Origin of the sequence: Exiguobacterium sp. s75, from assembly GCF_018617145.1 — a bacterium.
Lineage (GTDB): Bacteria > Bacillota > Bacilli > Exiguobacteriales > Exiguobacteriaceae > Exiguobacterium > Exiguobacterium profundum.
Genome location: NZ_JACSJQ010000001.1, coordinates 581,384 through 594,293 on the forward strand (window position 1 = coordinate 581,384; position 12,910 = coordinate 594,293).

General features: G+C 50.0%; 13 protein-coding genes. 12 read left to right on the forward strand and 1 reads right to left on the reverse strand.

The genetic code is table 11. The annotated features are described in order from the left end of the window. Positions 1-16: 16 nt before the first annotated feature. The 4 genes from KNO68_RS02970 (at position 17) to KNO68_RS02985 (ending at position 2,760) form a co-directional block, all read left to right on the forward strand. Entirely contained in the window at positions 17-811 is a 795-nt protein-coding gene (locus tag KNO68_RS02970; RefSeq protein WP_015881479.1) for a menaquinol-cytochrome c reductase cytochrome b/c subunit, read from the forward strand. 86 nt (positions 812-897) lie between these two features. Next, entirely contained in the window at positions 898-1,515 is a 618-nt protein-coding gene (locus tag KNO68_RS02975; protein ID WP_214684455.1) for a DUF1405 domain-containing protein, read from the forward strand. Positions 1,516-1,553: 38 nt separating this feature from the next. After that, on the forward strand, positions 1,554-2,237 hold the full coding sequence (locus KNO68_RS02980) for a zinc metallopeptidase (RefSeq protein ID WP_214734139.1): 684 nt from the start codon (positions 1,554-1,556) through the stop codon (positions 2,235-2,237). A gap of 64 nt (positions 2,238-2,301) precedes the next feature. Further along, complete coding sequence (locus KNO68_RS02985; RefSeq protein WP_215112013.1) at positions 2,302-2,760, forward strand: GreA/GreB family elongation factor; 459 nt, start codon at positions 2,302-2,304, stop codon at positions 2,758-2,760. 42 nt (positions 2,761-2,802) lie between these two features. Here the strand turns inward: KNO68_RS02985 and KNO68_RS02990 are convergent, their stop codons facing one another. Next, the gene (locus KNO68_RS02990; RefSeq protein WP_015881483.1) at positions 2,803-3,678 is read right to left on the reverse strand and encodes a YitT family protein; all 876 of its coding nucleotides are present in this window, start codon (positions 3,676-3,678) and stop codon (positions 2,803-2,805) included. Positions 3,679-3,790: 112 nt separating this feature from the next. Here KNO68_RS02990 and bshB1 point away from each other — a divergent pair, with 112 nt between their 5' ends. From bshB1 to dinG, 8 genes are all read left to right on the forward strand, one after another. Next, entirely contained in the window at positions 3,791-4,474 is a 684-nt protein-coding gene (gene bshB1, locus KNO68_RS02995) for a bacillithiol biosynthesis deacetylase BshB1 (RefSeq protein ID WP_214812256.1), read from the forward strand. Continuing rightward, positions 4,471-5,592, forward strand: a complete 1,122-nt coding sequence (bshA, locus tag KNO68_RS03000; RefSeq protein ID WP_214731033.1) for an N-acetyl-alpha-D-glucosaminyl L-malate synthase BshA — start codon at positions 4,471-4,473, stop codon at positions 5,590-5,592. Before bshB1 ends, bshA begins: the two co-directional genes overlap by 4 nt. After that, positions 5,589-6,728, forward strand: coding sequence for a CCA tRNA nucleotidyltransferase (locus tag KNO68_RS03005; RefSeq protein ID WP_215112014.1), 1,140 nt, complete (start codon positions 5,589-5,591; stop codon positions 6,726-6,728). Before bshA ends, KNO68_RS03005 begins: the two co-directional genes overlap by 4 nt. Beyond that, complete coding sequence (locus KNO68_RS03010) at positions 6,701-7,663, forward strand: biotin--[acetyl-CoA-carboxylase] ligase (RefSeq protein ID WP_215112015.1); 963 nt, start codon at positions 6,701-6,703, stop codon at positions 7,661-7,663. Before KNO68_RS03005 ends, KNO68_RS03010 begins: the two co-directional genes overlap by 28 nt. A 225-nt stretch (positions 7,664-7,888) precedes the next feature. Then, entirely contained in the window at positions 7,889-8,722 is an 834-nt protein-coding gene (gene panB / locus KNO68_RS03015; protein ID WP_031423969.1) for a 3-methyl-2-oxobutanoate hydroxymethyltransferase, read from the forward strand. After that, the gene (gene panC / locus KNO68_RS03020; RefSeq protein WP_215112016.1) at positions 8,722-9,552 is read left to right on the forward strand and encodes a pantoate--beta-alanine ligase; all 831 of its coding nucleotides are present in this window, start codon (positions 8,722-8,724) and stop codon (positions 9,550-9,552) included. The genes panB and panC overlap by 1 nt, the downstream gene beginning before the upstream one ends. A 5-nt stretch (positions 9,553-9,557) precedes the next feature. Beyond that, entirely contained in the window at positions 9,558-9,941 is a 384-nt protein-coding gene (gene panD / locus KNO68_RS03025; RefSeq protein ID WP_015881490.1) for an aspartate 1-decarboxylase, read from the forward strand. Between the two features lie 106 nt (positions 9,942-10,047). Next, a complete protein-coding gene (dinG, locus tag KNO68_RS03030; RefSeq protein WP_015881491.1) occupies positions 10,048-12,858 on the forward strand; it encodes an ATP-dependent DNA helicase DinG in 2,811 nt (936 codons plus the stop codon). Positions 12,859-12,910: the final 52 nt, after the last annotated feature.

Sequence of the window (12,910 nt, forward strand, 5' to 3'; positions counted from 1 at the left end):
AAGGAGGAGAAACGATATGCATCGCGGTAAAGGGATGAAATTTGTAACCGACTCTCGAGTAGGAATCTCGAATCGGAAACAAAACATTGCAAAAGACTATTCAGAATACCCAGGACGCACAGAGGCGTTCTGGCCGAACTTCTTGCTTAAAGAGTGGATGGTAGGGTCGGTCTTCTTGATCGGATTCATCGCTTTGACAATTGTCGAGGCACCACCGCTTCAAAATATCGCCGATCCAACGAACACGTCATACATTCCGTTGCCGGACTGGTATTTCTTGTTCTTGTATCAATTACTCAAATATCAATTCGCTGCTGGGGACTGGATCTTACTCGGCACAGTCATTATTCCAGGTTTGGCGTTCACGGCACTTCTCGTTGCACCATGGCTTGACCAAGGTCTTGAGCGTCGACCGGCGAAACGACCAGTCGCGATCAGTTTCATGTTACTTGGAATTCTCTCGGTCTTCTACTTGACTTGGGAATCTGTTCAAACGACACACTGGGATCAAGTCCATGCACAAGGTGAGCTTCAAATTCCAGGTGAAGGTCCTGAAATCGATACAGCGGCTCCAGGATATGAGATTTATTCGGCTCAATCTTGCGTCAACTGTCACGGTCAAAACCTAGAAGGTGGAGCAGCGGCTCCAGCACTCGTCGGAACGCAGTATACGGCCGAAGAGATCGCGGAAATCGCGGTCAACGGTGTCGGTACGATGCCAGCTGGTCAGTGGGACGGTTCAGATGAAGATCTCCAAGCCATGTCTGAGTTCATCGCTTCATACGGTGAAGGCGGCGAAAATAACAAGTAAGTCTTCAAGTGTAGCCTGGATATCGGGCTACACTTTTTTACTTCTGCACGACGCATACGATAAACTGAAGAAAAAGGATTGAGATAATGAACCCCATGTTTTTAAAACCGTTCTTGATGCATCGGATTGTACTGACTGTTTTATTGATCATCAACTTGGGAGGGACGATTTACGGATATATCTGGTATGAGCCTCAATTGCGTGACACACCGTACATCTATTGGCTGTTCGTACCGGATAGTCCGACGGCATCATTCTTCTTTACGATTGTTCTCGGACTTTGGTTAGCTAACAAGTGCTCCCCGTTGTTCGAGACACTCGCCTTCATCACGTTGGTCAAATACGGGGTCTGGGCCGTAATCATGAACATCATGTATCTCGGTACGTTACCACCGGATGCGCCGACCTTGACCATCTTGATGGCTGTCATGTTGATGGTCTCTCATGGTGCGATGGCGCTTCAAGCACTCATCTACGCACCATTCATGAAATGGACCATTACTTCGTTTGTCTGTTCATTGATTTGGGTAATTCATAATGACGTCGTCGATTATGTGCTCGGTCAATGGCCGCGCTATCCGTCACTCGCGGAACATATCATGTGGATCGGCTACGGCTCTTTCTGGTTGACCGGATTATGTTTTTTTATGGGATATGCGTTCGTACTACGCCCATCGCTTGAAAATAAGGTCATAAGAATGTAAAATCAAATTATCAAATACATGCAGAGGTGAAATAGAAAATGTCATTAGGTAGCTATATTTTCTATCTTGCACTGATCATGCTCATCCCCTTATGGGCCCAGATGCGAGTGAAAAGTACGTATAAGCAGTTTTTGAAACAACCGCTCCAAAGCGGTGTCACAGGTGCACAGGTCGCTGATTTCATCATGAAACAAAACGGTGTACACAACGTGAGAATCGAAATGGTCGACGGACTCATGAGCGACCACTATGACCCGGTCAATAAAGTCGTTCGTTTGTCTCGCGAAGTGTATCAAGGGTCGACAATCTCGTCTGCCGCGATCGCTGCGCACGAGATTGGTCACGTCATTCAAGATGCGACAGACTATAAGATGATGCGCGTCCGCCACAGCCTTGTTCCGGTCGTCAACATCACGTCGAACTTGTCGTTCCCGTTGTTACTCGGAGGATTCTTATTCGGGGCACTCGGGTTGGCTCAACTCGGTGTCATCATGATGCTCGGGGCGGTCGTGTTCCAGTTGATCACGTTACCGGTCGAGTTCGATGCATCGAAACGAGCGATGGCGCAATTGACGTCTCACGGAATCGTGACGGCGACAGAAGAGACTGGTGCACGTAAAGTGTTGAATGCCGCGGCTTGGACTTACGTCGCTGCAACGCTCGTGGCGGTTGCCGAACTCATTCGTTTGGCACTCATCGTCTTTATGCCACGTGAGGAATAGGATTGAATGGAATCCCGTCGATTGGCGGGATTCTTTAATTTTTTGACGAAAGGAATTATTATTAATGAAACCTCAACTGACAGAGACAGGTCATCACCAATTGACAAATCGACTTGTGAGGCTAAAAAATGAGCAAACGGATGCGCGTGAACGGATACGGACAGCTCGAAAATTTTGTGATTTCCGTGAAGACGTCACCTATCGTGAAGCGTTACATGAATATGAACGGATCGAGGCGGATATTTTAGAACTGAATCGCCTCCTTGACGACGCGACCATCGTCGAATCCGTTCAGTCTGAAGTCGTGACGTTCGGAAATCAGGTCGTGATTCGGGAACTACAACAAGAAGAGACCGAGCGCTATCGAATCGTGAGTGAGGCAGAAGCGGATCTAGAACGAGGAAGCATATCCGTGACATCGCCACTCGGTCGTCGTTTGATGGGGGCGACAATGGGGCAAACGATTCAAGTGGAAACGCCAGGAGGTACGATTCAAGTCGAGGTGCTCCACATCGAATCATAAAAAATCGCCCGTTCATCTCTGTGAACGAGGCGATTTTTTTGCTTATTTCAAAGGCATCCGATTTTCATCGAACGTAAACCCTTCGCCCCCGACTTCATACACGTGATGGAACGTGACGAACGCATGCGGGTCGATCTGTTTGACGATTGTCTTCAAACGGTTAACTTCGTTACGGCCGACGACGACATATAAGACCTCGAGTTCTCGGTTCGAATAACCGCCTTTTGCGAGCAGTCGGGTCGTGCCCCGGTTCATCGTCGCATGAATACCGTCGGCGATAGCAGTGCGGTGGTCACTGATGATCATCGCCGCTTTACCGGCATACGTTCCTTCTTGCATCGAGTCGATGACGCGTGCCCCGATATAGACGGCGAGGAGTGTGTACATCGCCTCACGAATGTCGAGGTATGTCAAACTGAGGACGATGACAAAGAAGTCAAAGATTAGAAACGTCTTCCCAATCGACCAGCCGATATAGCGTTGTACGAGTCGCGCGATGATATCGACGCCGCCCGTCGTCCCGCCATTGTTAAAGATGATGCCAAGACCGACTCCGATGAAGAGACCGGCGAACAAACTGGCGAGCACCATGTCATCCGTCAAGTCGATGACGAGCGTCGAATACTTGGCGATGAGTGCGTACCAAAGTGAAAAGGAGAACGTCCCGATTAGTGTATAAACGAAAGTCGTTCGACCTAACAACTTGTAACTCATGAAAAAGAGCGGGATGTTTAGTGCCAAGTTCGTGACAGAAGGTGAGATATCAAATAGTCCGCGGAGAATCAATGTGATCCCGGTGAACCCACCCTCGGCCAAATTGTTTTGGACGTTGAAGTGATAAACGCCGAATGCAAAAATAAAAGAACCTATTAAGATAAAAATAATATTTCGAACACGAATCGGTAATTGTACCGTCATCAGGTTCACCTCCCCTTAGATAGAGTACTCGAAAAACAGTTCGATTGACTACCCTGAACATATGACATTCAGAAACGAGTCGGCTATACTTTTCAAAGAAGAGGTGATGTAGATGAAAGTAGTAGCCATCGGGGCACATCCGGACGATATCGAAATCGGGATCGCCGGCATGACCGCCCAATGGACGAAAGAGAAGACTGAGGTCGTGTACGTCGATTTGACGAGAGCGGAACTTTCTTCAAATGGTGATGTAGAAACGAGACGACAGGAGGCAAGTGCGGCTGATGACGTGCTTGGTGTCCGTCGAATCAATCTAGGATTTAAAGACCGGGGGATTGACGGGGGAGAAGAGCAGCTCGAGGCAATCGTTTCCTTGATTCGCCGTGAGCGCCCAACCCACTTACTCTATCCATATGAGGTCGACCGCCATCCGGACCATGCGGCCTGCGCCTATCTCGTGACAGAGGCGCTGTTTAATGCCGGGATTCGGAAGTACTTACCCGAACTCGAGGCATATCGTCCGGAAAGTGTGTACCAATATATGATCAATGCTCACGTCGAACCGGATGTGTGCGTGGATATTAGTGACACGATCGAAGTGAAGACACGGGCGCTTCAATGTTACGCGAGTCAGTTCACCCCCGTCGATGGGGTGAAGACACCGCTCACCGATGCGTACGTGGAACGGGTCATCGCCCGTGAACGCCATTTTGGGAGCTTGATTGGCGTCGCTTATGCGGAAGGCTTGAAGCGCGTTCGACCGTATGTCGTAAAACAGGCAGGTGAGCTCGCATGACATATCGGATTGGGATTCTGTGTTATCCATCGGTCGGAGGCTCTGGGATATTGGCGACAGAGCTCGGCATGAAGCTTGCGGACCGAGGACATGACGTTCATTTCATTACGAGCAGCATGCCGTTTCGTTTGAACGCCTATCACCCGAATATCACGTTCCATCAAGTCGAAATCAATCAATATTCGGTCTTTCGGTATCCGCCGTACGACATGACGCTCTCAGCGAAAATCGCGAGCGTCATCCAATCGTTCGGGCTTGATGTCATCCATGCACACTATGCCGTACCGCATGCCGTTTGTGCCGCGCTTGGTCGCGAGATGGCGGGAGTGAAGACTCCGATCGTGTCGACGTTACACGGGACCGATATTACCGTGCTCGGTGAGGACGAGGAACTGAAACCGGCCATTCTTTATGGATTGCGCCAATCGAACGCGATCACGGCGGTCTCGCATAGTTTGAAACGAGAGACAGAAGAGCGGATTGCCAGTGATTTACCGATCCAAGTCATCCATAACTTCATCGATGAATCGGTGTATACGCCTCAACTCGACCCGACACTCCGGGAACGGTACGGCTTGTCGGATGAGGACCGGGTCGCCATCCACATTTCAAACTTCCGTCCTGTCAAACGCGTCGACCTCGTCCTTGAGGCGTTCGATCAGATGGATGTTCCGAATAAGAAACTATTGCTCGTCGGAGACGGTCCGCTCATGGGTGCGATGCGTCGACTCGTGACGGAAATGGGGCTTGAAGAGCAGGTCATTTTTGCCGGGAAACAAGAACAAGTCGCCGCACTTCTGGCAATCAGTGACGTTCACGTCCTGTTATCAGACAAGGAGGCGTTCGGTCTCGTAGCGCTCGAGGCAATGGCGACAGGTGTGCCCTCTGTCGTGAGCGATGCGGGCGGGCTACCTGAAGTGATCACGGACGGTGAGGACGGTTTCGTCGTTCCAAAAGGGGATGCGAGCCAGGCCGCCTCTGCGATGGAGCGGCTCTTGACCGATCGTTCGCTACGAGAACGGTTCCGACAAAATGGATTGGTGAAATCCCGGCGTTTCGCCTCACATGACATCGTGACCGAATATGAGCGCTTGTATGAACAGGTGGTGACATCATGACAGAATGGGAATACGCAAAACAAATCATCGACACCATCGAACACCATGGGGGCGAGGCGTATATCGTCGGTGGTGCTGTTCGGGATTACGTGCTCGGGAGTCTGCCCGATGATATCGATTTGGCGACGTCCCTCTTCCCGGAGGAGGTGATGGCGCTGTTCCCGAAGTCGGTTCCGACCGGTATTGAACATGGGACCGTCACGGTCATTCTCGACCACCATCCGTTCGAAGTGACGACATTCCGTTCAGAAGGGTCATATTCGGATTCGAGACGACCGGACCATGTCGCACTCGGGGTGTCGCTTGAAGAGGATCTATTACGAAGGGACTTCACGATGAACGCGATGGCGTTCCATGATGGGCGAGTGGTCGATTTATTCGGTGGCCAACATGATTTAGAGGAACGAATCATCCGAACAGTCGGCAGTCCGTTTGAACGGTTCGGAGAGGACGCGCTTCGCATCATGCGCGCGCTTCGCTTCATGTCACAGCTCGACTTCACCTTACATGACGAGTTGCGGGAAGCGGCGAGCGGGCTCGGTCATAAGCTCGAACAGATTGCGATGGAGCGTATCGCAATCGAATTCGAGAAACTGTTGACGGGACCTGCGTACAAGAAAGCACTAGGTGAGATGGTCGAGCTCGGCATTCATCGTCATTTACCAAACGTGACGACCGAACTGATGCAGCGTGTCCAAGAGGACAATCGGACCCCTGTGAACGCGGTCAGCGGGTGGGCACTCTTTCTTTATCATGCACAGGATGACGGCTGGCTATCGCCATGGAAACGGTCGAACGCCATCAAACGGGAGGCACGCACACTTGCACAGCTCTGTGAGACAGGGCTTGACCGGATGACGATTTATGCGACGGATGAACAGACGCTCTCCACTTATTTCCGAATGAACGAGGAGAGAGACCGAAGCCGTGAACTGAAACAGTCGCTCCCGATGACGTCACGGAAAGAGTTAAAGTTTAACGGCCGGGACGCCTTAGCGCTCGGGGCACGAGGGGAAGCGATCAAGCATCTGTTAGCCGACCTCGAACGACGCGTCATCTTAAACGAGTTACCGAACCATGAGACAGTATTGAAAGAGGAGGCGAAACGATGGCTTCAACGCGCGGGCGTGTTCTGACGCTATTACAAGATGGTGAAGTATGGAGTGGCCAAGAGTTGGCCCGTCAATTAAATATTTCACGTACCGCTATTTGGAAACATATCGAAACGCTTAAGCAAGACGGTTATGCGATTCATACGATCCCAAGAAAAGGATACCAATTGCTTGAGCAAAATGACCGATTCGATGAACCGGCGTTTGCGTCATATCGGAAGGGACGGTTCGGTCAAATCGTCCATGCGTTTGACCAAATCGACACGACACAACGAATCGCCCATGAGCTGGCGCAACAACACGTGCCGGAGGGGACGCTCGTCATGAGCGAGGAACAGACGGCAGGGCGCGGACAACTCGGTCGCAATTGGTACAATCCGAAGCACGTCAATATCGCGGCAAGTGTGATTTTAAGGCCGGAGTTGCCCATTCGCGACGCATCAAAGCTTACCTTGATGGCGGCGAGTGCGTTTGCGAAAGCGTTGAATGCACGTGACCTTGACGTGACCATCAAATGGCCAAACGATTTACTGCTAAATGGCAAGAAAATCGGAGGCATTCTGACAGAAATGCAAACGGAAGGGGACCGCATCCAAGCCGTCATTTTAGGGTTTGGAATGAATGTCAACGGCGATGACATTCCGACGGAGTTGGCGCACCGGGCGACCTCCCTGTATTTAGAGACCGGGACGCGGTATCATCGCAGTGAGTTATTGGCAGAACTGTTGGCAGAACTCGAGACCGAATACGATCGGTTCCTTGACGTGGGATTTGCGCCCATTCGCTTGAACTGGATGAAACATGCCGCCTATTTAAATGAGTCGGTCACCTTGAGTGGGTCCCGGACGTCGCGAACAGGTGTCATGCGCGGCATCTCGGACGAAGGGGCGTTGCTACTCGAAGTGGATGGAACGGTCGAACCGGTCTATTCTGCTGAGATTGCAGTGTGGAATGATTGATGAAAGCGAGACCATCGACTATACTTAATGTGTCGGACGCTATCAATTTTTGAAGTGTACCGCGCTTGCAGACTGTCACATTCAGTTGTCTGCCTTGATCATTATGACAGGGACAGAAGGACACTAACTCATGAAAACCATGAATTTGTTTTTCGTGCGCCTTCTTGCCATCTGTGTAAGAGGGCGTTTATTCTTTCCTGTCTCCACGTTTAGGAGGAGAAACAGATGCACACGATGACTACATTGTTAAAAAAGATGAACGAGCAGGAAAAGCTCGTCATGTTGACGGCGTATGATTATCCGTCAGCCAAACTTGCCGAATCGGCAGGGGTCGATTTGATTTTAGTAGGTGATTCACTCGGAATGGTCGTCCTTGGTTATGATTCGACGATTCCAGTGACGATGGAGGACATGCTTCATCATTCGAAAGCCGTACGCCGAGGAGCACAACATACGTTCGTTGTGGTGGATATGCCGTTTGCGTCATATCACGGAGACTTCGATCGAACGTTACAGGCAGCATCGCGCTTATTCCAAGAAGGTCGTGCGGATGCCATTAAACTAGAAGGTGCCGGTGACGTGCTTCAGACGATTGAGCGTTTGACACAAGTCGGCATGCCATGTGTCGCCCATTTAGGGTTGACCCCTCAATCGGTTGGCGTCCTAGAAGGATATAAAGTACAAGGGAAATCCCTTGAGGCTGCCGAGACACTCCTTCAAGACAGCTTGGCTGCTGAACGTGCTGGCGCGAAGATGCTCGTCCTTGAGTGTGTCCCTCATCAATTGGCAAAACGGATCGCAGAAGAGTTGACGATTCCTGTCATCGGAATCGGTGCAGGTGCAGATGTCGACGGCCAAGTGCTCGTCTATCATGACGTATTGAAATATGGGGTGGACCGTCTCCCTAAATTTGTCCAAGCGTATGCAGACGTGAATGAAGTGGCGACGGATGCCATCCGCTCTTATGTCGAAGAGACGAAGAACGGTCACTTCCCACAAGAACGTCATACGTTCACAATGGATGAGTCGTTGCTCGACTCGTTGTATGGAGGAAAATGATGAGAATTGTATCGACCGTCGAAGAATTACGTAGTGCTTTACCAACGGATCAAACGATTGGATTCGTGCCGACGATGGGATATTTGCATGAAGGACATATGAGCCTCGTTGAAAACGCGCGACGGGAAAATGACGTCGTCGTCATGAGTATTTTTGTCAATCCGACACAGTTCGGACCGAATGAAGATCTCGACCGTTATCCCCGTGACTTTGAACGGGATGAGAAGTTGGCACGTGAAGCGGGAGTCGATGTCCTGTTCTATCCGACGACGGAGACGATGTATCCCCTTGATATGGCGCGCGTGACCGTTCGTCACGGGGCGGACGTATTATGTGGGTCGAGTCGTCCCGGCCATTTTGATGGTGTGTTGACAATCGTCTCGAAATTATTTAACCTTGTTCAACCGACACGCGCTTATTTCGGTCTAAAGGATGCCCAACAAGTGGCATTGATTGAAGGATATGTCCGAGATTATTTCGTACCGGTAGAGATTCGACGCTGCCCGATTATTCGTGAGGAGACAGGACTAGCCAAATCTTCTCGAAACGTCTACTTGTCAGATATCGAAACGGTAGAGGCGAGTCGGATCTTCAGCGCATTGACGATGGCGCGAGAGGCACTCGATGCAGGTCAACAAGTTGATGAAGTAAAACGACAGCTGATTGAACGTTTGGACGAGATTCCGAACAGTCAAATCGATTACGTCGAGCTTGTCGATTATCCGACGCTCGGTGCCGTCTCGAGCGACTCGACTGAACTCTTGTTAGCAGTGGCAATTCAGTTTGAACGGGCCCGATTGATTGATAATGTGATTTGGAAGAAGGGATGAATCCAATGATTCGTACATTTATGCACGCAAAGCTTCATAAAGCAACAGTGACAGAAGCAAACTTACACTACGTCGGTTCGATTACAATCGATGAGGATTTAATGGATGCGGTCGGCATCATGGAGAATGAACATGTACACATTACGAACAACCATAATGGTGCTCGCATCGAGACGTATGTCATCAAAGGGGAACGTGGGTCAGGCGTGATTTGTTTGAACGGTGCGGCAGCACGTCATTTCCAGGTCGGTGATGTGGTCATCATCATGGCGTACGGTCAAATGACAGCGGAAGAGGCGAAAACACATCGTCCAAAAGTAGCCGTGTTGAATGAACAAAATGAGGTCGATCAACTTCTTTACGAAGAGATTGCTCATACAATTTTGTAAAGGATTCGGGGGTGTCGGCAGAGGCATCCCCGTTTTTTCGTTATTCGTTCTATGGTAAGATGAGACAGACAGAAAGCACGAGCGTGCCAAAGATGGGATGGATGTTATGGACACGTATGTGATTGTGGATTTAGAGACAACGGGTCATTCCGTAAAGTCCGGAGATGAACTGATTGAGTTTGCGGCGGTCGTCGTACAAGAGGGCGAAGTGATTGAACGCTACAGCACTTTGATTCGACCGAGTCGACCAATCCCACCTTTTATTACGCAATTGACAACGATTAGTGACGAAGATGTAAGTGACGCACCTACATTTGAAGATGTGATTCCCGACATTTGGAAAATGCTAGATGGACGGGTATTTGTCGCGCATAACGTCGCATTTGATTTAACTTTTTTAAACGAGAGTCTTGAACAAGCGGGTTACCTTGCGTTTCAAGGGAGAGCCATTGATACAGTCGAATTGGCCCGTATTCTGTATCCGACTTTAGAGAGTCATGCGTTAGAAGCGCTATCGGATACGTTTGATCTCGTACATACAGACGCACATCGGGCACTCAGTGATGCAGAGGCGACGGCAGAGCTCTTCATTCGGATGCTCGACCGTTTGCGCGATTTACCGATGGTGACCCTGAAACGACTTCGAGAGTTATCTGAATCATGGACGAGTCATATCGAACCGTTACTCGATGAGATCATCCTTGAGGTCGGGATCCGTCCAGACGACGAAACCCGTTTTGATATCCATCGTAAAATTGCGTTACGACGACCGGTGGATGCTTTCGTTCCGGCGACAGAACGTGAACCGTTCGAGCCGTTCCTTTTGCGGACGATTGAAGAGACGCTCCCTTCACTGTTTGATCAGTTTGAACCGAGACAGAGTCAATTCGAAATGATGCGTCACGTCTATAAAGCGCTAGACGATGAGGAAACATTGTTAGTCGAGGCGGGTACGGGAACGGGTAAGACGCTTGCGTACTTGATTCCGAGTGCCCACCATGCCCTCGAGACGAAACGCCCGGTCGTCATTAGTACGCATACCATTCAATTGCAAGAACAGTTGTTAAATCGAGACTTGCCCGTGCTTCGTCAGATTTTTCCTGAGATTGAATTCACGTTGTTGAAAGGAAGACGCAATTATATCGATTTACGCAAGTTCGAGATGGTGCTCGACGAATCGAATGATGGTCTTTTGGCATCGATGTGTAAAGCGATGGTGCTCGTCTGGCTCACTGAGACCGAGACCGGGGATTTAGAGGAACTCTCATTCCCGGGCTCGGCGACACAAGGACCCGCTTCGTTCAAGCGTTTGATTCAAGCAGATGCTTCAAGTGATTTTGGTCGATTCGACCCATGGTATAGCCGTGACTTTTTCACGAAAGCCGTGTTGCGCTCGAAAGAAGCGGACCTGATTGTGACCAATCATGCCTTACTGTTCTCGGATTTACAGCATCAGGCAGGCATTTTACCGACGGACACGCCTCTCGTATTAGATGAGGCCCATCAAGTCGAGGAAGTGGCCTCGCATCATTTCGGTGTGACATTTGATGCGATTCAATTTGACCGCCTCTTCAAATGGTTCGGCTACGGAGCGGATGGCAAATTCCATTCTCGCATCATCCAGTTAGCCGATTTGACATCCGTAACCGAAGAGGCGGAGGCATTCAGTCAACAAATTGATTCTGCCCTCGCTCGGGTCGAAGAAGAACTCGAAGATCTTCTGACTTCCCTTCAATCGTTAGGTAAGAAAAAAGAACCTCGACAAACGGTTCGTTTCGAACGGGAGGGGGCAACGTTTAGACCAATTCGAGAAGTGGCCAATAGACTCGAGGACAAACTGCGGACGTTGCGGACGTCACTCCGACATCTCCATCGCCTGCTCGATGAACGTAAAGAACATATGACGTTCAAACAGCGCGCCCTTCTCGGTGATTTAAAAACGTTGATTGGAGACGTGCGCGAACTCGAGAGTGTCATCTATGAGACGATGCTGACGCGTGACGATGATGCGGTCAGCTGGGTCGAACTGAATTTAGGAAATCGGAAATTAACCTCGGTGTACACGCAACCGGTCGAAATCGGACCGCTGTTGCATGAACGTCTGTTTAAGAAGCGACCGACAATCTTAACATCAGCGACGATGACGGTCTCAGGGAAGTTCAGCTTTATGGAACGACGCCTTGGATTAGAAGGAGAACCGGTCCGAAGAGTCGTCTTACCGTCGCCATTCAACTTCAAAGAACAGGCCAAACTGTTTGTACCGTCGGACTTCCCGTTGATCAATGAAGTGCCGCTCCCTCAGTTCGTCGATCAGACGGCCCAGTCGATTGTCCAAATCGCGAACGTGACGAAAGGAAGGATGCTCGTCTTGTTCACATCGAACGAATTGCTTCGACTCACTTATGAACAAGTCAAAGACCATCTTGATCCGTCTTATACACTTCTCGCACAAGGTGTGAGCGGTGGCTCACGTAGCCGCTTGACGAAACAGTTCAAACGGATGGAACAGTCGATTCTCTTTGGAACAGCTAGCTTTTGGGAAGGTGTCGATATTCCGGGGGAGGCGTTGACATGCCTTGTCATTGTAAGACTTCCCTTCGCACCGCCCGACCAGCCGATCATGCAAGCTCGTTCTGAGAAAATTGAAGCGATGGGGAAATCACCGTTCTTTGAGTTATCCCTGCCCCAAGCGGTCATTCGCTTCAAACAAGGTGTCGGTCGATTGATTCGATCGAAAGGGGATTATGGTGCCGTCTTCGTGTTCGACCGGCGTGTGGAGACGACACGTTACGGCAAACAGTTCATCAACAGCTTACCTAAAGTTGACCGGATTGAAGGAACGCTTGAAACGTCGTTATCCGAGTTAGAGTTGTTCTTAGACGAGAAGGAAAAGTCTGTGGCACGAAATGACAGATAACGCTAGGCATCACGATATTATCGTTTTATAATGATACGTATAGTGTTTTGGA